The sequence below is a fragment of the Iamia sp. SCSIO 61187 genome (genome assembly GCF_019443745.1).
Lineage (GTDB): Bacteria > Actinomycetota > Acidimicrobiia > Acidimicrobiales > Iamiaceae > Iamia.
Genome location: NZ_CP050948.1, coordinates 1,877,542 through 1,902,314, shown reverse-complemented (window position 1 = coordinate 1,902,314; position 24,773 = coordinate 1,877,542). Strand labels below are relative to the sequence as shown.

At 74.6% G+C, this 24,773-nt stretch carries 23 protein-coding genes; 10 read left to right on the top strand and 13 right to left on the bottom strand.

Features of this window, described 5'->3' with window-relative positions; all coding sequences use genetic code 11:
* The first annotated feature begins 8 nt into the window (after nucleotides 1–8).
* Nucleotides 9–899 (top strand): hypothetical protein, encoded by an 891-nt coding sequence (locus HC251_RS09190; RefSeq protein ID WP_219944999.1) that lies wholly within the window; start codon nucleotides 9–11, stop codon nucleotides 897–899.
* Complete coding sequence (locus tag HC251_RS09185) at nucleotides 896–1,480, top strand: NIPSNAP family protein (protein ID WP_219944998.1); 585 nt, start codon at nucleotides 896–898, stop codon at nucleotides 1,478–1,480. The genes HC251_RS09190 and HC251_RS09185 overlap by 4 nt, the downstream gene beginning before the upstream one ends.
* Here HC251_RS09185 and HC251_RS09180 read toward each other — a convergent pair.
* The gene (locus HC251_RS09180; protein ID WP_219944997.1) at nucleotides 1,473–2,801 is read right to left on the bottom strand and encodes an HNH endonuclease signature motif containing protein; all 1,329 of its coding nucleotides are present in this window, start codon (nucleotides 2,799–2,801) and stop codon (nucleotides 1,473–1,475) included. The two genes, HC251_RS09185 and HC251_RS09180, sit on opposite strands and share 8 nt — an antisense overlap.
* 236 nt (nucleotides 2,802–3,037) lie before the next feature.
* On the opposite strand from HC251_RS09180, the gene nucS reads away from it, so the two are divergent.
* Complete coding sequence (gene nucS, locus HC251_RS09175; RefSeq protein ID WP_219944996.1) at nucleotides 3,038–3,697, top strand: endonuclease NucS; 660 nt, start codon at nucleotides 3,038–3,040, stop codon at nucleotides 3,695–3,697.
* 16 nt (nucleotides 3,698–3,713) lie between these two features.
* On the opposite strand, the gene HC251_RS09170 is transcribed toward nucS, so the two are convergent.
* Nucleotides 3,714–4,535 carry a class I SAM-dependent methyltransferase gene (locus HC251_RS09170; protein WP_219944995.1) on the bottom strand — a complete coding sequence of 274 codons (822 nt, stop codon included), beginning with the start codon at nucleotides 4,533–4,535 and terminating at the stop codon, nucleotides 3,714–3,716.
* Between the two features lie 21 nt (nucleotides 4,536–4,556).
* Nucleotides 4,557–5,699 (bottom strand): glycosyltransferase family 1 protein, encoded by a 1,143-nt coding sequence (locus tag HC251_RS09165; RefSeq protein WP_219944994.1) that lies wholly within the window; start codon nucleotides 5,697–5,699, stop codon nucleotides 4,557–4,559.
* A 226-nt stretch (nucleotides 5,700–5,925) separates the two neighbouring features.
* Here HC251_RS09165 and HC251_RS09160 point away from each other — a divergent pair, with 226 nt between their 5' ends.
* Complete coding sequence (locus HC251_RS09160; RefSeq protein WP_219944993.1) at nucleotides 5,926–7,872, top strand: DUF4214 domain-containing protein; 1,947 nt, start codon at nucleotides 5,926–5,928, stop codon at nucleotides 7,870–7,872.
* Between the two features lie 18 nt (nucleotides 7,873–7,890).
* On the opposite strand, the gene HC251_RS09155 is transcribed toward HC251_RS09160, so the two are convergent.
* Genes HC251_RS09155 through HC251_RS09145 form a run of 3 tightly spaced genes read right to left on the bottom strand, consistent with a single transcriptional unit; the run spans nucleotide 7,891 to nucleotide 10,027 of the window.
* Nucleotides 7,891–8,199, bottom strand: a complete 309-nt coding sequence (locus tag HC251_RS09155; RefSeq protein WP_219944992.1) for a hypothetical protein — start codon at nucleotides 8,197–8,199, stop codon at nucleotides 7,891–7,893.
* Nucleotides 8,196–9,011 carry a hypothetical protein gene (locus HC251_RS09150; protein ID WP_219944991.1) on the bottom strand — a complete coding sequence of 272 codons (816 nt, stop codon included), beginning with the start codon at nucleotides 9,009–9,011 and terminating at the stop codon, nucleotides 8,196–8,198. Before HC251_RS09150 ends, HC251_RS09155 begins: the two co-directional genes overlap by 4 nt.
* The gene (locus HC251_RS09145; RefSeq protein WP_219944990.1) at nucleotides 9,008–10,027 is read right to left on the bottom strand and encodes a glycosyltransferase family 4 protein; all 1,020 of its coding nucleotides are present in this window, start codon (nucleotides 10,025–10,027) and stop codon (nucleotides 9,008–9,010) included. Before HC251_RS09145 ends, HC251_RS09150 begins: the two co-directional genes overlap by 4 nt.
* Nucleotides 10,028–10,107: 80 nt before the next feature.
* Here HC251_RS09145 and HC251_RS09140 point away from each other — a divergent pair, with 80 nt between their 5' ends.
* The 3 genes from HC251_RS09140 to HC251_RS09130 are packed head-to-tail and all read left to right on the top strand — an operon-like array spanning nucleotide 10,108 to nucleotide 14,839.
* Nucleotides 10,108–11,313: a glycosyltransferase family 4 protein gene (locus tag HC251_RS09140; protein WP_219944989.1), complete on the top strand. Its 1,206-nt coding sequence runs from the start codon at nucleotides 10,108–10,110 to the stop codon at nucleotides 11,311–11,313.
* Complete coding sequence (locus HC251_RS09135; RefSeq protein ID WP_219944988.1) at nucleotides 11,310–12,728, top strand: glycosyltransferase family 4 protein; 1,419 nt, start codon at nucleotides 11,310–11,312, stop codon at nucleotides 12,726–12,728. Before HC251_RS09140 ends, HC251_RS09135 begins: the two co-directional genes overlap by 4 nt.
* Complete coding sequence (locus HC251_RS09130; protein WP_219944987.1) at nucleotides 12,725–14,839, top strand: hypothetical protein; 2,115 nt, start codon at nucleotides 12,725–12,727, stop codon at nucleotides 14,837–14,839. The genes HC251_RS09135 and HC251_RS09130 overlap by 4 nt, the downstream gene beginning before the upstream one ends.
* A gap of 18 nt (nucleotides 14,840–14,857) precedes the next feature.
* Here the strand turns inward: HC251_RS09130 and HC251_RS09125 are convergent, their stop codons facing one another.
* Nucleotides 14,858–15,496, bottom strand: a complete 639-nt coding sequence (locus HC251_RS09125; RefSeq protein ID WP_219944986.1) for a methyltransferase domain-containing protein — start codon at nucleotides 15,494–15,496, stop codon at nucleotides 14,858–14,860.
* Nucleotides 15,493–16,422 (bottom strand): glycosyltransferase family 2 protein, encoded by a 930-nt coding sequence (locus HC251_RS09120; RefSeq protein ID WP_219944985.1) that lies wholly within the window; start codon nucleotides 16,420–16,422, stop codon nucleotides 15,493–15,495. The genes HC251_RS09125 and HC251_RS09120 overlap by 4 nt, the downstream gene beginning before the upstream one ends.
* A gap of 213 nt (nucleotides 16,423–16,635) precedes the next feature.
* Here HC251_RS09120 and HC251_RS09115 point away from each other — a divergent pair, with 213 nt between their 5' ends.
* Nucleotides 16,636–17,547: a GDP-mannose 4,6-dehydratase gene (locus tag HC251_RS09115; protein ID WP_219944984.1), complete on the top strand. Its 912-nt coding sequence runs from the start codon at nucleotides 16,636–16,638 to the stop codon at nucleotides 17,545–17,547.
* A gap of 18 nt (nucleotides 17,548–17,565) precedes the next feature.
* Here HC251_RS09115 and HC251_RS09110 read toward each other — a convergent pair whose 3' ends face one another.
* Nucleotides 17,566–18,495 (bottom strand): DUF1996 domain-containing protein, encoded by a 930-nt coding sequence (locus HC251_RS09110; RefSeq protein ID WP_219944983.1) that lies wholly within the window; start codon nucleotides 18,493–18,495, stop codon nucleotides 17,566–17,568.
* Nucleotides 18,492–20,132, bottom strand: coding sequence for a plastocyanin/azurin family copper-binding protein (locus HC251_RS09105; RefSeq protein ID WP_219944982.1), 1,641 nt, complete (start codon nucleotides 20,130–20,132; stop codon nucleotides 18,492–18,494). The genes HC251_RS09110 and HC251_RS09105 overlap by 4 nt, the downstream gene beginning before the upstream one ends.
* Before the next feature lie 114 nt (nucleotides 20,133–20,246).
* Here HC251_RS09105 and msrA point away from each other — a divergent pair, with 114 nt between their 5' ends.
* The gene (gene msrA / locus HC251_RS09100; RefSeq protein WP_219944981.1) at nucleotides 20,247–20,897 is read left to right on the top strand and encodes a peptide-methionine (S)-S-oxide reductase MsrA; all 651 of its coding nucleotides are present in this window, start codon (nucleotides 20,247–20,249) and stop codon (nucleotides 20,895–20,897) included.
* Nucleotides 20,898–21,352: 455 nt separating this feature from the next.
* Here msrA and HC251_RS09095 read toward each other — a convergent pair whose 3' ends face one another.
* From HC251_RS09095 to HC251_RS09085, 3 genes are all read right to left on the bottom strand, one after another.
* A complete protein-coding gene (locus HC251_RS09095) occupies nucleotides 21,353–22,156 on the bottom strand; it encodes a hypothetical protein (protein WP_219944980.1) in 804 nt (267 codons plus the stop codon).
* 4 nt (nucleotides 22,157–22,160) lie between these two features.
* A complete protein-coding gene (locus HC251_RS09090; RefSeq protein ID WP_219944979.1) occupies nucleotides 22,161–23,075 on the bottom strand; it encodes an SDR family NAD(P)-dependent oxidoreductase in 915 nt (304 codons plus the stop codon).
* Nucleotides 23,076–23,181: 106 nt separating this feature from the next.
* Complete coding sequence (locus HC251_RS09085; RefSeq protein ID WP_219944978.1) at nucleotides 23,182–23,775, bottom strand: LCCL domain-containing protein; 594 nt, start codon at nucleotides 23,773–23,775, stop codon at nucleotides 23,182–23,184.
* 84 nt (nucleotides 23,776–23,859) lie between these two features.
* Between HC251_RS09085 and HC251_RS09080 the strand changes: the two genes are divergently transcribed.
* On the top strand, nucleotides 23,860–24,759 hold the full coding sequence (locus HC251_RS09080) for a DMT family transporter (protein WP_219944977.1): 900 nt from the start codon (nucleotides 23,860–23,862) through the stop codon (nucleotides 24,757–24,759).
* The last annotated feature ends 14 nt before the right edge of the window (nucleotides 24,760–24,773 follow it).

Below are 24,773 nucleotides of genomic sequence, written 5' to 3'. Positions count from 1 at the left end.
ATCGCGACATGATCAGCGACTTCGCCTACCTGGATGGCACCCTCGACGTCGTGCACCGGCGCCGGGACGCCTCCGGTGGTCGGGTCGAGACGGCGGGCACGATCCGGGCGCGTCGGCTCCTGGGCGGCACGGCCGACGTCGCCGAGGTTCGCTCCGCCGACGGTCCGCTCGGCGTGTCGCTGAAGGTGCGCGAGCCGGATGGCACCTGGTCGATGTGGTGGGTCGACGCCGCGACGGGCCGGCTGGGGCTGCCCCTGCGCGGTCGGTGGGACGACGGTCGGGCCCGTCTCGTCGGCGTCGAGGCCGACGGGTCGCTGTGCGCCGACGATGTGGCCGCACCGTCAGGGGCCTCGGCCCGCTGGGAGCAGAGCCGATCCCGCGACGGCGGGCGGACCTGGGAGGTCGACTGGACGATGGAGATGGCCCGGCGCCCCGAGCCCGACCCGGCCCCACCGCCGGTCGGGGAGTTCGCCTTCCTCGCCCGAGAGCTCGAGGTCGACCACCACCGCCGGGCCCGGGTGGGCGGGGGCGAGGAACGCTTCACCACCCGCCACCACGGCAGCACCTACCTGGACGGGGCGGTCAGCGTCGACGAGGTCGGCCTGCCCGACGGTGCGGCCGGGATGACGTTCCGGGCGCGGGAGGCGGCGACCGGGACCTGGTCCATCTGGTGGATCAGCAGCACGCGGGGCCGCCTCGAGCCGCCGGTCCACGGCCGCTTCGGGCCCGACGGGGTGGGCACGTTCGTCGGCGCCGAGGACGACCTCCTCGCCCGCTTCATCTGGTCCGACACCGCGGGCGAGCGACCCCGGTGGCTCCAGGAGCTGTCCGACGACGGGGGTCGGACCTGGGTGTGGGACTGGGAGATGGCCTTCCGCCCGCTCGAGGAGGCGTCGTGATCGTCGAGCTCCGCCAGTACACGCTGCGCCCCGGCACCCGCGACCGCTTCGTCGACCTGTTCGACACCTGCTTCGTCGAGTCGCAGGAGGAGCTGGGCATGTCCGTGCTCGGCCAGCTCCGGGACCTCGACGACCCCGACCGGTACGTCTGGCTGCGGGCCTTCCCCGACATGGAGGTCCGCCGGCGGGCCCTCGAGGCCTTCTACCTCGCCCCTGCCCCGGCGTGGCGGGACCACGGCCCCGAGGCCGTCGCCATGATGATCGACTCCGACGACGTGCTCCTCCTCCGCCCGGCGGCAGGGTGGGAGCCTCCCGCCACCACATCCCGCTCGCCGGTCGGGACGACGGAGGCCCCCGCAGCCGAGGTCGTCGTCACGGTGTGGCCGGGCACCGTCAAGCTGGCCGGCTCCCACCTGGTCACGGCCCACGAGGTCAACGACTTCCCCGCCCTCCCCGTCCGCGACGAGGAGGTGACCGTGGCCATCGGACCCCACCCGCCGGTCGATGCTGTGCCCCTGCAGGTCCTCCGGCTCCAGCCGACCCCGAGGTCCGCCCTCCGCTGGAGCGGCAGGGTCAGGTGATCTCGGTGCCGTCGGGGCGGGTGATGTGCCAGGTGCCGGTGGGGTCGCGCCAGGTGGTGTAGCCGTGGGTGCGGAGTCGGTTGTGCCTCCCGCAGGCGGGTCCCCCGTTGCGGGGGTTGGTACTTCCTCCGCCTTCGCCGGTGCGGCCGGTGCTCCAGGGGGTGAGGTGGTCGCTCTGGCAGTCGGTGACCGGGACGTGGCATCCGGGCCAGTAGCAGGTGGTCGATGAGAGCTTGACGGCGAGGGCGGCGGGGCCGGTGAAGAGGCGGCTCTTGCGGCCGAGGTCGATGACGACGGAGTCGGACCCGACGACCACCCGGCGGACGTGGCCGATGAGGGCGTTGGCGACGGCGGCGGTGGGTTCGATGGGGTGGCCGTCGAGGGTGGAGCACCGCCGCCCCGCAGCGGGGAAGGTGGCCCGGGCGTCGTCGACGGGGGTGGGGTCGATGCCGGCGAGGCGGGCGGCGATGTGTTCGAAGGTGGGTTGGTCGATGACCACGTTGGTCACCACCTGGGACCCGCCCTCAGATGCGTGGTGGGCGGCGGCGGAGCGGAAGATCTCCTCGAGGGCGTCGAAGCGCCGCTGGGCGTCGGTGCGGGGCAGGTCGGCGGTGGTGGCGGCGTCGCCGTGCTCGGCGCGGGCCTTGTCCCAATCAGCGAGGGTCTCGGCCTTGAGCTGGGCCTGGAAGATCGACCACAGCTCGGCCCCGACCAACGAACCACACCGCCCGGTGATCTCCCAGCCGCCGTCGAAGTTCTGGTGCAGCCGGGCGTCGCGCTTGTCGTGGGCGGCCTGGTCGCGGTCGCGGGTGCCGTCCTCGTCGACGAGGCTCACCCACTCCCGGACCTTCTGATCGAAGACCCGGTACGTGTTGGTCTGGGCTTCGGTGGCGAAGGAGGCCTCGTTGGCCTCCACCGCGGAACGCACCCGCGGGTTGGCATGAGCGCGAGCGATCCGCTCGACCTGGCAGCGACCGATCGCCCCCTCGGCGAACGCGGCCCCGACGGTGGGCAGGGACCGGAGGGCCTTGGCACACGCGGCCCGCCGGGCCGCCTCCCGGGTCGAGAGGTTGGCGTGATGGCGGACCATCACCTTGGCCGACGCATGCCCGTCGCCGGCATGGAACCCGCTGCGCTCGATCTCGGCCACCAGGTCGATCTGGACGGACTGGACCTTGCGGCCCAGGGTCTCCACCCCGACGGTCAGGGCCCGGGCCTCGGCGACATCGTCCGGGGCCACCCCGACCCGCTGGAGGGTGTCGACCGCCGCGATGGCAGCCGCGAGCGCCTCCGCCCTCGTCGGATCGCACACCGTCTCCATGCCCCCGACCCTACGCCAGGGGTGTGACAGTCAAGCCGACGCAAACCCAGTCCCCACAAGGGTTTGGAGTGACCCAACACCTCTCGCGGGCACCCCGGTCGCGCAGCTAGCGTCGAGCCTGGCCGACCAGCCCGGCGCACGCCGCGGCGGCCTCCGGTGGCCGTTGGCCGCGCCGGGGAGCCGGCCACGATGTGATGGTGGGACGGGACGAAGATGCCTCCTACGATCGGGGCCCCATGCGCCTCGTGATCGCCCGCTGCCAGGTCGACTACGCCGGCCGCCTCGACGCCCACCTGCCCATGGCCACCCGGCTGATCATGGTGAAGGCCGACGGGTGCGTCGCCATCCACGCCGACGGCGGGGCGTACAAGCCCCTGAACTGGATGAACGCCCCCAACCGGCTGGTCGAGGGGGACGGGGCGTGGGTCGTGACGAACCCCAAGGGCGAGACCCTCACCATCACCCTCGGCGAGGTCCTGTCCGACACCGACTGGCCGCTGGGCGTCGACCCGGGGTTGCAGAAGGACGGCGTCGAGGCGCACCTCCAGGTGCTGCTGGCCGAGCACCCGCACTCGATGGAGGAGGGCATGGTCCTGATCCGGCGCGAGCACATGACCGACATCGGGCCCGTCGACCTCCTGTGCAAGGGCGCCGACGGGTGCACGGTGGCGGTGGAGGTCAAGCGGCGGGGCGACATCGACGGTGTCGAGCAGCTCACCCGCTACGTCGAGTTCCTGCGCCGGGACGCCCGCCACGGCACCGTGCGGGGCCTGTTCGTCGCCCAGCAGATCAAGCCCCAGGCCAAGGTGCTCGCCACCGATCGGGGCCTCACCTGGGTCGAGGTCGACTACGACGAGCTGCGCGGCATCGAGTCCAACGTCCTCAAGCTGTTCTGATCGCGGCCGGCGTCGCTCAGCGCCGCTTGCGGCCGATCACGATATCGGTGTCGCCCGGCCAGTCCCAGAACCGGCCGGTCGGCGTGAGCGGCTCCAGCAGGGCCCGGAGGTCGGCGACGAAGGCGCCGAGCCGGTCGCCGAAAAGGTGCGGCGCGGCGTACGACATCGACAGGTAGCCGGAGATGACCCCGTCGACGTCACGGGTGATGTCCCCTCGGCCGCGCGCCACGATCCGCTGCGGCGGACCGAACGAGGTGCGCGGCAGGACATCCTCGAAGCGGTCGGCGGGGACGAGCGGACTGAAGCCCTGACCCATCCGCCGCCGCGGCCCGAGGTACCGCGCCAGCAGCTCGTCGATGGCATCGTGCGGGATCGGCGGGTCGCCCGGGCCGACGGGACGGGGACCGGTCCCGCCGTCGTGGGCCAGCAGGACGACGGCGCCGCCGGGTTCGAGCAGGTCGTGCAAGGCCTCGAGGACGGGCGCACCCGCCGTGCGGTGGAACGACGCCCCGAAGGTGGCGCACCGGATCGGGGGCCGGACGGGGAGCGCCTCGGCCAGGGCCCGGATGCGGCCCAGCCGGCGCACGCCGGACGCGGCGGCGTGGTGGCCGGCCTCGACGAGCATGTCGTGGTCGGGATCGATGGCGATCGCCGAGCCGAAGAGCGGGGCGAGCGGGACCGCCAGGGTGCCCGGCCCGCTGCCGATGTCAACGAGGAGGCCGGTGCCGTCGAGCCCCAGCTCCCACTGCAGTACCTCGACCAGGTCGGCCGAGTAGGGCGGTCGCCCCCGAAGGTAGTGCGGCGCCGACCCGGCGAAGGTCGTCGGGTCGTGGGCCACCCGACAACCCTGCCACCCCCTCTACCGAGCCGCGGCGGCCCGGCGGTAGAGGGCGACGATCTCCTCGACGGTGGTGTCCCAGCGGAACCGGGCCCGACGCAGGTGGCCGGCGGCGACGAGCTCGGCCCGCCGGCCCTCGTCCGACAGCAGCCGGGCCAGGGCCTCGGCCAGAGCGTCCACGTCGCCCACGTCGACCAGCTCGGCGGCGTCGCCCACCACCTCGGGGATGGCACCGGCCCGGGTGCTGACGACCGGCACGCCCGCAGCCATGGCCTCGAGCGGCACCAGGCCGAAGCCCTCGTACACCGAGGGGTACGCCACCACCGTCGCCCCCCGTAGGAGCCCGGCCCGCTCGTCGTCGTCGACCCAGCCCAACCGCACGATGCGGTCCCGGTGGCGGGCCTGGTTCACCGCCTCGGCCAGGGCGTCGACGCCCCACCCGTCGGGCCCGGCCAGGACGAGGCGCACCTCGGCGTCGTCGTCGGCGACGGCGTCGAAGGCGGCGACGAGGCCGGGCAGGTCCTTGCGGGGCTCGACGGTCCCCACGGCGAGGACGTAGCGCTCGGCCCCGGCCCGCCGGCGTCCGGTGGCGGCGTCACGGCCCGGGGTGTCGGGGCCGAGGTCGGGGGCACCGTTCGACACGGCCACCACGCGGGCGGGGTCGAGGCCCAAGATGTCGGCCAGCTCCCCGGCGACGAAGCGGCTCGGGGCGTGGACCCACGCCCCGTCGGCGACCGCCTTGGCCACCAGGTGGGGGTAGGCCGCGGTGCTGCGGTCGACCAGCTCGGGGAACCGCCAGGCGGTGAGGTCGTGCACGGTGACGACGCGGGCCGCCCGCCGGGCCGGGGGGACCACGAAGTTGGGCCCGTGGACGACGTCGACCGGGCCGGTCCACCCCTCGATGGCCGGGCTGGTGGAGCGACCCCAGGCCCACCGCAGCGGTCGGGCGGCCATGGGCCGCGACGCCAGCACGACACCCGAGGGCAGGTCGTGGACGAGCCCACCCCGACCGCTCCACGTCACGGCGAAGGCGCGGACGGCCACGTCGCTCCGGTCGGCCAGCCCCTCGACCAGGCGGCCGGTCAGGGCGCCGACCCCCGTGCGGGGCCCGATCAGGCTCGTCACGTCGAGCGCGACGGTGAGGAGCGATCCCGCAGCGACCATCGCCGCGCACCCTAACGAACCGTCGGTGCCGTCACGGAGACGGCGGATCAGCATCCGCGAGCGGCCATCGACCGCCGACTACTGTCCGCGAGCCGACGGCCACCCGACGCGACGGGGCGGCGAAATCCCTGGTCAGAGCGGTGACGCTCTCAGTCCGTCATGACATCGCAATGCTCTCTGTGGGCATTTCCTCACATGTAGTGACCATCCGTCCGACGCGGGGAGGGTGCCCACGACCAGCGCTCCCCCCCGCCGCCCTCGTGCCGCCGCCCTGCTGACCGCCCTGGCCCTCGGCCTCGGCGCCACCGCGGCCACCGCCGCCCCCGCCCCGGCGACCACGGCCGAGCCGGTGGCGCCGACGACGACCACCGTCGCCGGCAAGGGCACCATGGAGAGCTCCGAGGTCGTGCTCTCGGGCGCGGACGTCCCCGCGACCCCGTCGACCACCGAGCCCGCCGCCCCCGCCGGCACGACCGGCTGGACCACCACCGTCGACCTCATGCCCGGCACCGAGATGGTCGCCCTCTCGTGGGACGGCACGCGCAGCGCGCCCGACGGCACCGTCTCGCTGCGCAGCCGGGGGCCCGAGGGCTGGACGCCGTGGACCACGATCACCCCCGACCTCTCCGAGGGGGGCGACCCCGGCAACGGGCGGGTCGGGACCGACGTCGTCTGGCTGGGGTCCGCCGGTGCCGACGCCGTGGAGGTCCGCGTCGACGTCGGGCCGCTGGTCGCGCTGGAGGCCCTCCGCATGCGGTACCAGGAGGGTCCGATGCGGACCGTCGAGGCCGAGCCCGAGGCCCGCACGGCGGCCCAGTCCGCCGCCCGGCCCGCCATCCGGCCCCGCAGCGACTGGGCGTCGGGCGGCTGGAAGTCCGGCACCAGCGGGTGCGGCAGCGTGCCGTCCGTCGCCTCCAGCCTGAAGCACGCCGTGGTCCACCACACCGCCAGCGCCAACAGCTACACGGCCGCCCAGGTGCCGGGGATCATCGACGGCATGTACCGCTACCACACCGGCACCAAGGGCTGGTGCGACCTCGCCTACAACTTCGTGGTCGACAAGTTCGGCACCATCTGGCAGGGCCGGTCGGGCGACGTGGCCCAGCCGGTCGTCGGCGGTCACGCCATGGGCTTCAACACCGGCAGCGTGGGGGTGACCCTCCTGGGCCAGTTCGAGCCCGGCGAGGCGCCCGCGTCGGCCCAGCCGACCACGGCCATGATGGACGCCACGGCCCGGTTGCTGGCCTGGAAGCTCTCGCTGCACGGGCTCGACCCCCGGGGGACGACGACGGTCACCAGCGGGGGCAGCGCCCGGTACCCCGCCGGGCGCTCGGTGACCCTGCCGATCATCAACCCCCACGCGGCGACGGGCTACACCGCCTGCCCCGGCGCCAACGTGATCTCCCGGCTGCCGGCCCTCCGCGAGGCCGTCGCCGGCTACACGACCACCAGCACCCCACCACCGCCTCCTCCCCCTCCGCCCCCTCCTCCCCCGCCGCCGCCCCCCGCCTCGTGGACCCCGTTCTCGTCCGGCGACGACCTGGTGTGGCGGCAGTTCAACGACTTCCGACGCGACCCCGGCACCTACGAGGAGCGCCGCTGGTGGACGACGAACCTGGCCAGCGGGTCCACCAACCGCAACGCCCTCGTCTCCGCCCTCGCCGGTGAGGACCGGGTCGACCGCTACAGCGCCTCGGTCGTGCGCCTCTACCTGGCGTACTTCGGGCGCATCCCCGACCACGCCGGCATCCGCTTCTGGTGGGGCCAGATGGACGGGGGCATGGGCATCCGGACCGTCTCGCACCGCTTCACCGGCTCGCCGGAGTTCCGCTCCACCTACGGCGGGCTGTCCGACAGCGAGTTCGTCCGCATGGTATACCGCAACGTGCTCCACCGGGAGGCCGAGCCGGCGGGCGTCACCTACTGGGTCGACCAGATCCGCTCCCGCAAGCAGAGCCGGGGCGGCGTCATGGCCATGTTCTCCGAGTCGTCGGAGTCCCGGACCCGCTCCCGGGTCGTGGTCGACGTGATCCTCGTCTACGAGGTGATGCTCGACCGGGCCATCACCCCCGAGTCCCACATGAAGTGGGTGGACCGGGTGCAGAAGGAAGGCCTGGCCGTGCTGATCAGCACGATCTTCACCTCGCCGGAGTACGCCGCCCGGGTCGGCTGACGCTCGGCCCCGTCGACCTCAGGTCGGCGGGGCCGGGTCGCGGCCGGCGCCGGCCGTCGCGGCCAGCTCGGCCCGCAGCAGCTCGATCTCGGCCTGGAGCTCGCGCCGGGTCTGCTCGAGCTCGGACCGCAGCTGGTCGACCTGGTCGGCGGTGGCCGCCGCGGCCCGGTCGCCCACCCGGTCGAGCACCGCCCCACCGGCCCGTCGCACCAGCGCCCTGGCCCGCTGGGCCGCGCCCGGCGCCGGCGGGACGTCGCCCCCCTCGGGGGCGGGCGGGGCGCCGAGGCGGGTGGCGCTGGCGAGGCGGATGGCGGGGTGCACGGTCACGGACCTCCGAGGGCGACGGGGACGGGGGGGAGCGCGGCCACGGCCTCGGCGACGCGGCGGCGCACGGGGCTGGCCGGCGCCGTGCCCAGCTCGGACAGCCGCTGGTCGAGCCGGGCCACCGGCCCGGTGGGCGCCAGGTCCCAGCCCCGCACCAGGGCCTCGGCCGCCCGTCGCGGGTCGAGGGCGGTGACGGCGAGGTGCCGGCCCTGCCGGGACAGGAGGGCGCACCGGCGGTCGTCACCGGCGAGGGCGTCGGCCGCGGCCCGGTCGCCCACGACGACGTGGAGCCCGTCGACGGCGCCCACGGCGGCCGCGGCCGACGCCGTGGTGACGGCGGGACAGCCGAGGGCCAGGGCGAGGGGCAGGTGGGCGGCGGGGACCACGGCGGCGGCGGCCACGGTGAGCGCCGTGGGGACGTCGTCGGGATCGATGGCCCGCACGTCGACGACCAGGTCGTCGGCCAGCCCCAGGCGGGCCCGCCACCGGCGCCGCACGTGGGGCGGGACAGGGGGCCAGGCGGCGCTGTCGACCCCGACCCCGGCGGGCAGATCGACGTCCACGGCCCCCTCGCCCCGACCGATGACCAGGCGGCCGTCCTCGGCCACCGCCACAGGGACGTCGTCGGGGACGGTCCCGAGGGCGGCCGCCCCTGCGACGAGGTAGGCGGCCGGGGTGGCCGAGCGGTCGGCGCTGCGCACCTCCACGTGGCTCGCCAGCGCCCGCACCAGCGGGCGCAGCGGGTCGGTCGCCCCCGGTCCGGCGGCGACCACGGCCACGACCGGCCGGGGCGCGGGTGGGGACGAGCGGCTCACGAGACCGGGGCGAGCAGCTGGTCGACCACCTCGGCCCACCCGAGGGCCTCGGCCCGGGCCCGGCCCGCCGCCCCCATCCGGGCGGCGAGGTCCCGGTCGGCGTCGAGGCGGTCGAAGGCCTCCCCCAGGCCCTCCGGCGTGCCGTCGGTGACGAGGCCGGTCACGCCGTCCTCGACCCACTCGAGCACACCGCCGGCGTCGTGGGTCGTGACGACGGGCTTGCCGGCGAGGAAGGCCTCGAGGGTCACGTAGCCGTAGTCCTCGTCGTAGGGCGCGTACAGCACGGCGAGCGCGTCGTGGAACAGCTCGACCGAGACCTCGTCGCTGACGTAGCCCGGCATCGTCAACCGGCCCGGGGCCAGGCGGGCCTCGGCGGCGGCGGCCAGCTCGGCGGCCAGGGACCCGGTGCCGGCCAGGACGCCGGGGATGGGCCGGGACGCGGCGGCCAGCCCGTCGACCAGGAGGCCGGGCCGCTTGTTCGTCTCCAACCGACCCACGCTGACGACGGTGTCGCCGAGCGGCGAGGGGCGGAGGCGACCGGCCAGCGGGGGCGGGTGGTACACCGGCGTGCTGTCGAGCCCGCAGAAGCGGGCCATGCGATCCGTGACCACGCCGGAGATGGTGAAACGGGCCACGGCCTCCCCCAGGGCGGTGGCGTCCCACTCGGCCAGCTGGCGCTGGACCTCGAGGCTGGTGTCGTCGAGCCCCAGGTCGGACCAGGGCTGGTCGATCCCGTCGTAGGCGGCCCGGTGCTGGTGGGCCAGCCACACGACCTTCCGGGGGTGGCGGGCGAAGTAGGCCGGGAAGTTGACGGGGATCACCACGTCGGCGTCGAGCGGGACCATGCGCCAGGCCGTCGGGGCGTCGAGGAGGCGGTCGCGGTCCCAGGCCGCCGGGATGCGCACCGCCTCGGCCCGGTGGCCGGCCTCGCCCAGGGCGCGCACCAACCCCTCGACCAGGAGCTCGAGACCGCCGCGCATGTGGGGGACCTGGGTGGAGCAGACCAGCACGTCCACCGGGCGAGTCTGGCACGGAGGCTCGGGCCCGGACCGCCGGCTCATCCGGGGGACCCTCCAGCCCCTAGTGTTCGACGGTCGTGGACGCCCGTCGCATCGCCCTCGTGCCCCCGAGGTACGGGGCCCAGGTCGTGGGCGGGGCCGAGGCCGTCATCCGCCGGGTCGCCCACGGGCTGGCCGACAGGGGCTGGTCCGTGGACGTCCTCACGACCACCGCCCGCGACCACTTCACCTGGGCCGACGAGGAGCCCGCCGGCCCGGCGGTGGACCGCACCGCCGCCGGCGCCGAGGTGCGGGTGACCCGCTTCCCGGTGGTGAGGGACACCTCCGGCGAGGAGCGGGCCCGGGTCGAGGCCCTCCTCCAGGCCGGGGACATGCCCTCGCTCGGCGAGCAGGAGGCGTGGATGAACGACGGGCCCCGGTGGCCCGAGCTGTTCCACCACGTCCTCGACACCGCCGAGAGCTACCAGGCCGTGGTGGTCTCGCCGTACCCGTTCTGGACCACCTTCGCCATCGCCGGGATCGCCCCCGAGCAGACCCTCCTGCGGCCCTGCCTGCACGACGAGCCCTACGCCCGCATGGAGCTGTTCGAGCCCGTCCTCACCGGGTCCGCCGGGGTGTGGCTCCAGACCGAGCCCGAGCTCGAGCTCTACCGCCGGATCAGCACCCCGCCCCCGCAGACCCGGATCGTGGGCGAGGGCGTCGAGGTCCCCGCCGGCTACGACCCGGCCCGGGTCCGGCGGGAGCTGGACCTCGGGGACCGAGCCTTCGTCCTCTACGGCGGCCGCCGCGAGGGGGCCAAGGGCTGGGAGGGCCTGCTCCACGGGTTCGCCGAGGCGGTCCGCAAGGAGGACCTCGACCTCACGCTGGTGACGTTCGGGTCGGGCGTCATCGACGTGCCGCCGGACGTCGCCGACCGGGTCATCGACCTCGGCTACGTCGACGACCGCACCCGCGACGACCTGCTCGCCGCCGCCTGCGCCTACGTGCAGCCCTCGGCCCTCGAGAGCTTCTCCCGGACGATCATGGAGGCGTGGCTGGCAGGGACGCCGGTCATCGCCAACGGGGCCAGCGACGTGGTCCGCTGGCACATCGAGCGCGCCGGTGCCGGCCTCACCTACGCCGACCCGGCCGAGCTCGAGCAGGCGCTCCGCTTCGTCGCCGAGGCCCCGGACCAGGCCGCCGCCCTCGCCGCCCCGGGCCGGCAGTACGTGCTCGACCACTACACCTGGCCGACCACCCTCGACGCCATGGAGGCCACCCTCGACGAGTGGTTCGGCCGGTGAGCTCGCCACCGTCCGCCGCGACCGACCGGATCCTGGTCGTGACCCCCTACGCCCCCTGGCGGGACGGCATCGGCGCCTACGCCCTCCAGCAGGTCCGACGCCTGCGCCGGGCCGGCCACCACGTCGAGGTCCTCTCGCCCCGGCCCTCGGCCGCCCACCACCACGGCGACCTCCGCGGCCGGGCCGGCGCCCGCCTGCTCACCCGCCTCGGGCGCCGCTTCGACCGCGTCGTGCTGCACTTCCACCCCGACGTCATCTACCGGCTCCCCCCGACCGCCGGGAGCCGCATCGACACCGCCCTGGCCTACGGCGCCGCCTTCCGGGCCCTCCCCCACGTCGAGCTCCGGCTCCACGAGATCGACCACAGCTGGGCCCACGACGAGGCCACGGCGTGGGCCACCCGCTTCCTCCTCGCCGGGGCCGACCTCATCACCGTCCACTCCGAGGAGCAGCGCGACCAGCTCGTCGACGGCTTCCGGGTCCCCGCCGACCGGGTCGTCCTCTTCGACCACGGGGTCGACTTCGAACCCCGCACCACCGCCGACCGGGCCCGGGCCCGGGCCAGCCTCGGGCTCCCCGCCGACGAGCACGTCTTCCTCTGCATCGGCTTCGTCCAGCCCCACAAGGGCTTCGACCGGGCGGCGCGCGCCTTCGCCGGCCTCGGCGCCGAGGGGGCCCGGCTCGACATCGTCGGCTCCGTCCGGGTGACCGACCAGCAGGCCCGCGACCACAAGGCCGAGCTGGAGGCCATCGCCGGGCGGGAGCCGGGCGTCCACCTCCACCTGGGGTTCGTCAGCGACGAGATGTTCGACCGCTGGATCGTGGCCGCCGACACCGTCGTCCTCCCCTACCGCCACATCTGGTCCTCCAGCGTCGCCGAGCGGGCCGCCCTGTTCGGCCGGCCCGTCATCGCCACGAACGTGGGCGGCCTCGGCCACCAGGTGGAGGCCATGGAGGGGTCCGTGCTCGTCGAGGACAACGCCGGCCTGGCCCGGGCCATGGCCGCCGCCATCGGCCGCGACGCCACCCACCGCCCGCCCGTCACCTGGCCCGCCGACGGCGACCGGGCCCGGATCCAGGCCGAGATCGAGGAGAGGGCCACCGCCGCCCGGGGGGGTGCCGCCTCGGGCCGGACCTGGGCCGGCTCCGACGGCTCCGGGCCCGCCCTGTCGGCCCCGCTGCGCCGCATCGGTCCGCTCACGGCCCCGGCCCCGGTGTCGGCCCGGCCGGGGGTGAGCCTGGTGAAGCGGCTGATCCGCCGGGTCATCGCCTGGGAGCTCACCCCGATCAGCGACCAGGTGAACCGCCTCCAGCGGGCCACCGCCGACGCCCTCGACCAGGCCGAGACGGCCACCCGGCCGCCCGACGCCGGCGAGCCTGCGAGTGGCGCAGGCAGGATCGCGGAGGACCGATGACGACCACCAGCGAGGACGTCCCCGTGGACGCCGTCGACGGCCGCCCCGACGACGGCGAGGGGGGGCGACCCGATGCCGACGGCGCCGCCCCGACCCGGCCCGACGACCGCCTGTTCCCGGTCCGGTGGCCGCGCCTCGGCCTCGAGGCCCTGCTGGCCGCCGGCGTGCCGTGGCTGTGGGCCGTGATCACCTACCGGCTCTGGGACCTGTCGCCGCGCGTGCCGCTCAACGCGACCAACGACGCCCGGCTCATCACCAACCTGGTCAAGAACACCGCCGACCAGGGCTGGTGGACCACCAACCCCGACCTCGGCTACCCCGTCGGCCAGCAGCTCTACGACTTCCCCCACGGCGGCGAGACCTGGCAGATGGTCATCCTGCGGGTCATGAGCGTGTTCACCGACAGCCCCGGGCTGCTGATGAACACCTACTACTTCGTCGGCATCGGCGTCGCCGCCCTGGCCGCCTTCCTCGCCCTCCGGCACCTGCGGTTCTCCGTCGGCCTCGCCCTGGTGGCGTCGACCGCCCTGACGTGGCTGCCCTTCCGCCTGGGCCACAGCCAGTGGCACCTGTTCCGCACCTCGTTCTGGTGGGTGCCCCTGTCGATCGTCGTGATCCTCTGGGTCATCCACTGGCGCGAGCGGTTCCTGCTCGACCCCGACCCCGCGCCCCCCGGCTCCGCCGGTGCGCCGGCGGCGACCGGGCGGCTGGGTCGCTGGCGGGACCGGGCCCGGTGGACCGTCCGCCACAACCTGCGGGGCCGGCGCGTCCTGGTCTTCGCCGCCATGGTCGTCGTGCTCGGCATGTCCGAGACGATGACGACGGCCTTCACCATGACCCTGCTCGCCTTCACCGGCGGCCTGGCCGCCATCCGCCGGCGCGAGCCGCTCACCCTCGCCGTCCACGGCCTGGCCATCGTCGCCATCGCCCTCGTCTTCTTCGTCGGGATGTCGTCGACGCTGCGGTTCATCGCCGCCAACGGCACCAACTCCGAGGCCGGCCGGCGGAACGTCGTCGAGCAGGAGATGTTCGGGCTCAAGCTCAGCGAGATGCTGCTGCCCGACCCCTCCCACCGCGGCCCGCTGGGCGAGCCCCTCGCCGAGATCCGGAGCAACAGCCCGATCCCCAGCGAGGGGGGTCAGAGCATCGGCCTCCTCGGCGCCGCCGGGTTCGTCGGGGCCGTCATCCACGTCCTCACCCGCGGGTGGGGCACCCGCCGCCGCGACCGCCGGCCCCTCCACGACCGCGCGTCCCTACGCGACGACGTCGCCCTCATCTCCCTCGTCGGGTTCCTCATCGCCACCGTCAGCGGCGTGGCGATCCTGCTCAGCCTCCTGGGGTTCAGCCAGGTCCGGGTCTGGAACCGGATGTCGCTGCTCATCGCCGTCTGCTCGCTCGTCTACGCCCTGACGTGGCTCGAGGTCGGGTGGAGCCGGATCCGGGCCCGCATGGCGACCACCCCGGCCCGGGACCGCTCGTGGGCCCGCACCGCCGTCGGCAGCGCCCTCGTCGTCGCCCTGGTCGGGTTCGTCCTGTGGGACGGGTCCTACGTCCGCTTCCGCCCCGACGGCGCCGTCGGTGCCGGCATCAACTACGACGCCAAGGACGCCGAGTGGGTCGCCGACGCCGACTACGCCGCGGCGATCGACGAGGCCATGCCCGACGGGAGCGCCGTCTTCCAGTTCCCCATCATGCGCTTCCCCGAGGAGGTGGCCCCCGGCGAGATGCTCGACTACGACCACCTCCGAGGATGGGTCCACCTGCCCCCCGGGAAGCTCAAGTGGAGCTACGGAGCCATGAAAGGCCGGCCCGACGGCGACTGGCAGCTCCAGGTCCGCGACGAGCTCGGCGAGGTGGGATCGCTCCCGTACCTGATCGGTCTGGGCTTCGACGGTGTGTGGGTCGACAGCTACGGCTACGACGACGAGAACAACGCACGCATCCGGGCCGGGTTCGACGAGCTGCTGGGCGAGCCCATCGTCAGCGCCGACGGTCGCACCCTCTTCTGGGACCTCCGCCCCTACGCCGAGCAGCTGGCCGAGGACGGCCGGGACCAGGAGGACCTGGCCCGGGAGGCCGAGGACGTCCTGGGCGTCGAGCCCGGCGACTGACGTCCCTGCCTGACCCCGTCAGGGGCGCTTGGGGCCCCGGCACTCGGCGATCAGCCAGGGGAAGCAGGGGTGGAGCTCCACGTCGCGGAACCCGCGCCGCAGGGCCGACACCAGCCGCTTGGGGGTGAAGGCCTGGACGTGCTCGGGGTCGTTGCCCAACCGGCCCAGGTTCTTGCCCCGGCCCAGGTTCCCCAGGCGGAACCACGGCTCCCACGGCACCGACACCACGCAGCGACCCCGGGTGATGCGGGCCAGCTCGGCCACCGCCGGGCGGTAGGTCGGCAGGTGCTCGAGCAGCTCGATGCACGTGACCAGGTCGGCGCAGGCGTCGGGGAACGGGAGCATGCCGGCGTCGCCCGACACGGGCGCCAGCCAGTCGAGCCGATCCTTGGCGGCGCGGGCCTTGTCGATCCGGTACTCGAGGCCGACGGTGGGGTGACCGTCGGGGATCATCCGCTCGAGGGCCAGGGCCTCCCCCACCCCGACGTCGACGACGACCCCGGCGACGTCGCCGAGGACGTCGTGGATCTCGTCCATCCACCGGCCCAGCAGCCGCTGGACCACCGGGTTGGTCGTGCCGTACTTGGCCGCGTCCTGGCCGGCGGCCTCCTCGGGGGCGCCGGGGGCGAGGCCGATCGGGGTGCTGGTGGTCGTCATCGGAGGTCTCCGTCGGCCGTGGCGTCGAGGTTGCGGCGGCGGCGCATGTTGACCACCAGCTCGCCGAGCAGCCCGAGCGAGACCATCTGCACCGACACCACCACGAGGAGGACACCGGCCTGGAGGGCGGGCCGGGTGCCGATCTGGTGGTCGAGGAGGCGCTCGACGCCCATCCACGTCAGGAGGCCCACGCCCACCAGGCCGATGATGAAGCCGATGCCGCCGAAGAGGTGGAAGGGCCGGGCCGTGTAGGTCGTCAGGAACTTGACGGTCACCAGGTCGAGGAAGCCCCGCCAGAAGCGGGCCCGGCCGAACTTGGAGCTGCCGTGGCGACGCTCGTGGTGGGCGACGTCGAGCTCGCCGACGCGGAAGCCGTTCCACACCGCCAGGACGGGGATGTAGCGGTGCAGCTCGCCGTAGAGCTCCACCGTGTCGGCCAGGTCGCGGCGCATCATCTTCAGGCCGCTGTTGAAGTCGCGCCCGGGGACGCCGGTCACCTTGGCGGTGACGCCGTTGTAGAGCTTGGACGTCGTGCGCTTCACGAAGCGGTCGTTGCGGACGGACCGGCGCCCGGTGACCAGGTCGAGGTCGGCCTCGTCGAGGTGGGCGAGCAGCCGGGGCAGCTCCTCGGGGTCGTCCTGGCCGTCGGCGTCCATGAGGGCGACGTTCTCGCCCGTGACCTGCTCGATGCCGATGGCGAGGGCGGCCGACTTGCCCGAGTTCCGCCGCAGCCGGATCGAGCGCACCGTGTCGCTCCGCAGGTCGCGCATCACGCCCCGGGTGCCGTCGGTGCTCCCGTCGTCGACCACCACGATCTCGTAGGTGATGCCTGCGGCGGTGAGGACCTTCTCGATCTCCGGCACCAGCTCGACCAGGTTGTCGGCCTCGTTGTACGCCGGCAGGAGCACCGACAGCTGGGGGGACAACGGATCTCCTCTCGTGCCGGGGGCACCTGCCTTCCGGTCGCCGTGGGCACGGTCGCCGGGCCCGGCAAGCGTAGTGGAGGCCCCGACGGCGACCGTCGACGGCCGCGCCGTCGGCCCGCGCCCCCTCCCCCTCCGGGCTGACGCGGGGGCGACGCTACAGTCGCCGCCGATGACGCCCGCCCCCCACCCCACCCGGGCCCGTCCCGGGACCGCATGAGAGCGCTGGTCACGGGAGCCGGCGGGTTCGTCGGCCGCCACCTGGTGGCGCACCTCACCGAGGCGGGTGACGACGTCTGCACCACCGACCCGGCCCTGGGTGGCGCCGACATCACCGACGCCGCCGCCATCACCGCCGAGCTGGTCGACGTCGCCCCCGAGGTCGTCTACCACCTGGCCGGCTGGGCCGACGTCGGGGGGTCGTGGGCCCGGCCCGTCGACGCCTTCCGGGCCAACGCCGAGGGGACGCTCAACGTCCTCACCGCCGCCCAGGAGGCCGGCGTCGAGCGGGTGGTCGCCGTGTCCAGCGCCGACGTCTACGGCCAGGCCGGGCCGGACGAGATGCCCCTCACCGAGGAGAGCCCCCTCCGCCCCTCGAGCCCCTACGCGGCGTCCAAGGTCGCGGCCGACTACCTCGGCCTCCAGGCCTGGCTCGGCCACGGCCTGCCGGTGCTGCGGGTCCGGGCCTTCAACCACCTCGGGCCGGGTCAGACCGACCGGTTCGTGGCCTCGGCCCTGGCCAGCCGGATCGCCCAGGCCGAGCGAGACGGCGGCACCACACTCACGGTCGGGAACCTGACCGCCCGGCGCGACTACACCGACGTCCGCGACGTGGTGCGGGCCTACCGGCTGCTGGCCGAGGAGGGCGAGCCGGGCGAGGCCTACAACGTCTGCTCCGGCGTGGACCTCGCGGTGCAGGACATCGTCGACCGCCTCCTGGCGCTGGCGACGGTCGACCTCGAGCTCGAGGTCGACCAGAGCCTCTTCCGCCCGGTCGACACGCCGGTCCTGCGGGGCTCGCACGACAAGATCACCGCCGCCACCGGGTGGCGGCCCGAGATCTCGCTCGACACCACCCTGGCCGACCTCCTGGCCGACTGGCGCTCCCGCCTCGCGGCGTCGTCCTGACCCCGCGCCCCGTCCCGGCTACCCGATGGTGCAGTTGGCCCGGGCCCGGATGCAGAGCTCGACGTGGTCGGCGAGGGCGTCGGGGTCCCAGCCGTTGAGGAAGTCGCCGTGGGCGCCGGCGACGGGCCCCGACGCCAGCGTGGCCCGGCCGGCCGCCGCTCCCGTCACCGGCCAGACGACCGACACCTGGAGCTGGGTCATCGCCACCGGGTGGCTCGCCGGGCAGGCGCCGTCGACGCTGGGGGCGACGTGGGCGCGGTGGTCCTCGGAGTCGAGCCGCACCCCGTCCCAGCAGTCGGGGAACCGCAGCCGCAGGGTGAGCGGCGAGGCGTCGGTGCAGTCGGTCGGGGGCTCGACGCGCAGCCGCCGGGGTCGGAGCCCGCACCCCCACCCGGCCTCGCCGGTCGGGGACCACGGATGGTGCCTGGCACCATCCGTGGTCCCGTGCTCGTGGCCGCCGCCCGCGGTCGGGTCGCCGGCGATCATGGCCAGGCCCAACGGCGGGGCCTCGACCTCCCGGACGTCGCTGCCGGGGACGGCCCGGTAGTAGGCCCGCAGGAACGTCGGCTCGACGGGCGCCCCGTCGATCGACAGGGTCGGCACCCAGTACGACGCCGTGTCGTCGGGGTCGACGCAGGTCGTCGCCGTACCGCGGAGCGATGCGCCGGTGCTGGACGCGTCGACGGCCTCGCTGCCGAAGAAGTCGTGGCTGTGGCTCGCTCCGGGATGACCGGGGTGGACGATCGGGTCGTCGGCCGCCCGGTGGCTGAACGGGCAGTCGACGGTGAACAGGGCGTCGCCCTCGTCGGTGGCCACCCACTCGGCGGCGGCGGGCGCGGCCCCCGGCCGGGCGCCGTCGGGCGGCGACCCGCCGGCGCCTGCGCACCCGGTCAGCAAGATGCCGACCACGGCCGCCACGACCGCCTCGACCACGGCGCCGCGGGTCACGGGGCGGCGGGCACCTCGATGGCGTCGAGGTCCACGGCGAAGGGCACGTCGATCGCCGGGCGGGCCGGGCTGGTGGCCGGGTCCGGCATCTCGGGCCGGTCCTCCTCGGCGATGTCGGGCAGGTCGGCGTCCTCGTAGGGCACCGATGCCGGCCGTCCGTCGGTGACGGCCAGGGCGCCGATGTCGAGCGCGCCACGGGTCAGGTCGCCCTCGGCGACCGCCGGGCACGGGGCCTCGTCCTCCAGCCCCTCGGGCGCGCTGGTCTCGAAGTCGTTGCCGCTGAAGCAGTTCTCGCCCGTGGCGGTGCCCTCGCCGTCGAACCACAGACCGATGTCGCCCAACCCCGAGCCGGAGACGACGTTGTCCCGCACCACGTTGCCGGTGGCCTCCCACAGGTACTCGGCGCTCTCCGGGTAGGTGATGACCCCGATGCCGGTGACGTCGTGGTCGATGACCCGGTTGCGCTCGATCGTGTTGTTGATGCCACCGGCCACGAGGATGCCGTTGCCCATGGCCGTGATCGAGATGTCGATGGCCGGCGTCTCGCCGTTGTTGTTGTCGTGCACCAGGTTGCCCACGATCGTGCTCTCGTCCTGGGGGTAGTCGGGCTCGTAGGAGCCGCTGTTGGGCACGATGCCGGCCCGGTTGTACCGCCAGGTGCTGGCGGCGATCACCAGGTCGCCGCCGGCGTTCGTGCCCGAGTAGCCCAGCCCGTTCCACTCCGACACCACGTCGGTGATCACCGCGTCGCACGGCTGGCAGCCGCCGATGTAGAACCCGGCGTCGGGGCTGCCACCGCCGTAGCTGTGCTCGATCTGCCCCTGGGTCGACTCGAAGGCGTACACGCCGTAGTCGCCGTTGCGCACCGCGGTGAGGTACGAGCCCCGGTAGCCGGACACGCCCGTCCAGAAGAAGCCGTTGCGGGTGTAGTTCCGGGCCGTCATGTTCTCGATGACGACGCCGTCGGCGCCGACCACCTGGACGCCGTTGGCCAGGTTGAAGCCGCCGTCGAGGACGACCTCGTCCCGGTCGAGACCTCGCAGGGTGATGCCGTCCTTGTCCGCCGGCACCTGGACGGCCTCCTCGTACACCCCCGGGCTGATGAGGATCAGGTCGCCCACCTCAGAAGCGTCCACCGCGGCCTGGATCGTCTCGTGGTCGGCCGGGACCTCCCGGGTCGTCCCGCTGGCCCGGATGTCGAGGGCGGCGGGGGCGGGCTCGGGCGGCGGTGGTGCCTCGACGTCGCCCACGAGCACGGTGCCCACCATCCCGTCGGTGGCGTTGCCGTGGAGCGAGCAGTAGTAGGCGAAGGCGCCCTCCTCGTCGAAGGTGGCCTCGTAGGTCTCGCCCGGGGTGAACTCGGCCTCGCCCACGCCGAAGGGAGCCCCGTCGACGGAGATGACGTTGTGGACGTTGCGCCCGATGTTCTCCCACGTGACCGTGCCGCCGACGTCGACCCGGACGGTGTGGGGCTCCTCCTCGCCGAAGACGTTGTCCAGCGCCTCGACGGTGACCCCCTGGTCACCGGTGTCGGCGGCCGGCTCGTCGGCCCCGCACGCCGCCAGCACGGCGACGACGAGGCCGGCGGCCACGGTGAGAGCCGCCCCCGGGCGACGGGTGCGGGTGGTGCGACGCATGAGGGCCCCCCAGGACGAGATGCGGTGTGCGGCCGATCATGCCACCCGATGGGGTGAGGGGTCCGGGACCGGGCCTGCGGTCGCGAGGTCGTGCCCCTTCCGTAGCCTGGGGGCATGTTCCTGCGTCGCAAGCAAGAGATGGTCGAGCCCGATCACGCCCTGCGGGGCCGCGACGAGCCGATCCCCGTCGCCGCCGCCCACACCGTCCTGGGCACGTCGCTGACGCCCCCGTTCCCGGAGGGGACCCGCACCGCCGTCTTCGCCCTGGGCTGCTTCTGGGGGGCCGAGCGCCTGTTCTGGCAGACGCCGGGCGTGGTGACCACCGCCGTCGGCTACGTCGGGGGCTACACCCCGAACCCCACCTACGAGGAGGTGTGCTCGGGGCGCACCGGCCACACCGAGGCCGTGCTCGTCGTCTACGACCCCGAGCAGGTCTCGCTCGAGACGCTGCTCAAGGTCTTCTGGGAGGGCCACGACCCCACCCAGGGCATGCGCCAGGGCAACGACGTGGGCACCCAGTACCGCTCGGGCATCTACGGCCTCTCCGGCGACGACCTGGCCAAGGCCCAGGCCTCCCGGGAGCGCTTCCAGGCCACCCTGCGCGAGGCCGGCTACGGCGACATCACCACCGAGATCGCCGACGGCGGCCCGTTCTTCTACGCCGAGGACTACCACCAGCAGTACCTCGACAAGGTCCCCAACGGCTACTGCGGCCTGGGCGGCACGGGCCTCAGCTGCCCCATCGGCGTGGCCACCGCCGACTGATCGAGGCGCGCCGCGGGCCGAGGGCGAGTCGGTGATCGCCGCCTTCGAGCGGGGCGACCCGCCCTTCGACGGGTCGTGGCGCGACTGGGCGCCGGACCCGTCGTGGCCGGTGCGGGCCGATCCCGGCCGAGCTCGTCGCCCTCGACGGCCAACCCGCCCCCGGCTTCACCTGACGCCCGGGTCCTCCTGCCGGCGGACGGACCACCCGACCAGGATCTGCGCGCCAGCACGGCCACGAGCACGAAGACGACGCTCGTCCAGGGGAAGCCGTCGTCGCCGATGCGGGCGTCGATCCACCCCGCGACCAGCGCGCTCAGGACGGTGACGGGCACGGCGATGGCGAACCAGGCGGGGCTCAGCGGTGCGGGTCCTCGGGTCCGGGCCGCGGCGGCCGTCCTACCTGCCGCCGGGACGTGCAACCACTGGGCCGTCCCGGCCCGGGCCCGGGCCGTGCGTCAGGGCGACCAGCCGGGCCAGATCGCCTCGTCGGGCCGACCCGACACCGCGACCAGAGCGTCGAGGGCGTCGCCGTGGGTCATCGCCCGGGGCCAGGCCTCGACGGTCACGCCGTCGAGGTCCACCGGCTCGGTGGTCACGAGCGTGGTGGGGCGACCCTCCCCGGCCGCAGCCAGGGCCAGCCCCTCGGCCGTCCCGACCGGCGCGCCCGTGGGGACGACCACCGACCCCGCCACCGCCGTCGGGAAGGTCCGGCCGATCCAGAAGCCGGTGGGACCGGGCGGGGCCACGACCAGTCCGCCCGGGGGCAGATCAGCGGCCAGGCGCGCCGCGGCCCACGCCGCGGTCCCCTCCTGCTGGTAGAGCGGACCGACCACGGCCGCGACGGCGTCGTAGAACGGCGGGCGGGCGCCGGGTCCGTCGGCGGGCGGCCATCCGCCTGCGGCCAGGGCGAGGTGGGCAGGGTGCACGTCGACGACCGAGCCGGGCTCGGCCGCGCCCCGAGCCTGCAGGGCGGCGGTCAGCGAGACGGACTCCGACAGGTCGACACCGGTCGTCACCACCAGGTCGGCGCTGAGCAGCTCGGCCAGCTCGGCGTCGCCCTCCTGCAGCCCGACGGTCCCGCCGTGCAGCGGGTCGTCCCAGGCGAGCAGTCCCTTGGCCCCCACGGTGTTGACGACCGTCGCTCCGGTGATCCCCGCCAGCGTGCGCAGGCCGCGGCGGGCGCCGGTCGCACCAGGACCGGCGACGACGACGACCCGCGCACCGCGGCGGGCGGGGATCGCCGTCAGCGGGACGGCCATCTCGCTAGTAGCGGAGGCCGGGCGCCCGGGTCTTGAAGACGTCGGTGGCGAGCTGGGTGCCGAGCTTGGTGGCGTCCCAGCGCTTCCCGCCGTTGGAGATCTGGTTGCCGTTGGTCCAGCCCGTCATGAGGATGATGTCCTCGGCGACGGCCCGGATGACCTGGCCGGTGACGTGGGCGCTCTCGTCGCTGGCGAGCCAGGCCACGAGGGGCGAGGACACCGCCGGGTCCATGCGGTTCCACTCGTCCTCGGGCACGTCGTCGGGCTCGATCACCGGCGGGGCGCCGGGCATGGTGGCGGTGATGCGGGTGGCCGCGGCGGGACCGACGGCGTTCACGGTGACGCCGAGGCGACCCAGCTCGAGGCTGAGGGTCTGGGTGAACCCGGCCACGCCCGCCTTGGCCGTGGCGTAGTTGGTCTGGCCGAAGTTGCCGACCAGGCCGGCGCCCGAGGTGGTGGTGATGACCCGCCCGCCGACGGGGCGGCCGGTCTCCTTGTTCACCTTCCGCCAGTGCACGGCGGCGTGGTGGCACGGCGACCACATGCCCTTGAGGTGCACGGCGATGACGGCGTCGAAGTCGCTCTCGCTCATGTTCCAGATGGCGGAGTCGCGCACGATGCCGGCGTTGGTGACGAGGATGTCGAGCCGGCCGTAGGTGTCGACGGCCTGCTGGACCATGCGGCCGGCGCCCTCGTGGTCGGCCACGTTCTCGTAGTTGGCGACGGCCTCGCCACCGCGCTTCTCGATCAGCCCGACGGTGAGGTCGGCGTCGCGACCCTCGCCCTCGCCCGACACCGAACCGCCGAGGTCGTTGACGACGACCTTGGCCCCGTGCTTGGCCAGCTCCAGGGCGTGTCCCCGGCCGATGCCGTGCCCGGCACCGGTGACGATGGCGACCTTGCCGTCGAGCATGCCCATGGGGTGACCTCCTGCGGCGGTGCCGCGCGTGTGCCTGGTCGGCGCGTTTCTGACGAGTCGTCAGATCGTAGGTCGTGGCCCGAGGAGGGGCCGAAACGCGGGCGGGTCAGCCGACGGGGAAGGTGAAGCTCCCGGCCCACTCGGCGTAGTCCTGCGACGCCACGCCGTTCGCCTCGGTCCCCTCGTAGGACTCCTCGCCGGGGGCGATCTCGATGATGACCCGGCCCCCCTCGATGGGGTTGATGATCCCGGCATGCACCGCCGCGGCGCAGACCGAGGAGTCGTCGGTGTAGGTGCCGGTGCCCCAGACGGTCGCTGACGGGTCACCGTCGGGCGGGCAGAGGTAGGCGATGCGCTTGCCGTCGTCGCCGCGGTGCTCGACCGCATCGAGGTCCCACGACACGTCGGGCTGCTCGGCGTCCGGTGCCCCCGTCCCCTCCTGGCCCTCGCCCGAGGTGTCGGGCGCCGTGGTCTCGGTGGTCTCGTCCGCCTCGGTCGTCGTCGACCCGTCCTCCCCCTCGTCGTCACCCTCGTCGGCGGCCGTGGTGGTCGTCTCGTCCTCGGCCGCCTCCGTCGTGTCGTCGGCGGCCTCGGTGGTCGTCGTGGCGTCGGCGTCGGCGTCGCCGCCGTCGTCGCTGCACCCGGCGAGGACGATCAGGCCCGCGAGGGCGACGGCGGCGAGACGGCGGGTCGTGAGCATCCCCGCATCCTCGCGGACACCGACCAGCCCGGGGCCCTCCGGGCACCGGGGTCACCACCCCTCCGCCGGTACTGTGCCGTCCTCGTGCTGGCCGCCACCCTCCTCGCCCTCGGGTCGGCGCTCGTCCACGCCTCCTGGAACCTGCTCATCAAGACCAGCGACGACCGGGCCCTCGCCGCGTGGGGGCAGTTCAGCGCGGCCGCCGCACTGGCCCTGGTCGGCCTGGTCGTCGTCGGCTTCCCGGGGTGGGCGGCGCTCCCCTACCTCGCCGGGACGGCGGCGGTGCACATCGTCTACCTCGAGAGCCTGGTGGCGGCCTACACCCACGGCGACTTCTCGCTGTCGTACCCCCTCGCCCGGGGCGGCGGTGCGGTGCTGGCCGCCCTCGGGAGCACGCTCGTGCTCGACGACCGCCTCCCTGCCCTCGGGTGGCTCGCCATCGCCGTCGCCGCCGCCGGCCTCGTCGGCCTGCGCGGGCGGGGCGTGCCGGTGGCCGACGACGTGGTGCTCGGCGACGCCGCCGACGTCTCGGCCCGGGCGGGTCGGGCCGGCGAGCGGGCCGCCCTGGGCTTCGCCCTGCTCACCGCGGCCTGCATCGCGACGTACACAATCGTCGACTCGGCCGGGTCGCGCGCCGGCGAGAGCGGCGTCGCCTACGGGCTCGCATCGGTCGCCGCCTCCGGGGTGGCCATCTCCGTGGCCAACGTCCTGCGCCCGTCGCGCCGGGCCCGGGCCGCCCTGCTCCGGCGCGACTGGCGCCGCCACCTGGCCGGCGGCGTCGGCACCCTCGTCGCCTACACCATGGTCCTGGTGGCGGTCCGCCGGGCCCCGGTCGGGTACGTGACGATGCTGCGCGAGTCGTCGGTGGTGATCGGCGCCCTCGTCGGCTGGCTCGTGCTCGGCGAGGGCCTGGGTCGGCGGCGCCTCGCCGCCTCCGGCGTCATCCTCGCCGGGCTCGTGCTCCTGGTCGCGGCCGGGGGCTGACGCCCTCGCGCCGG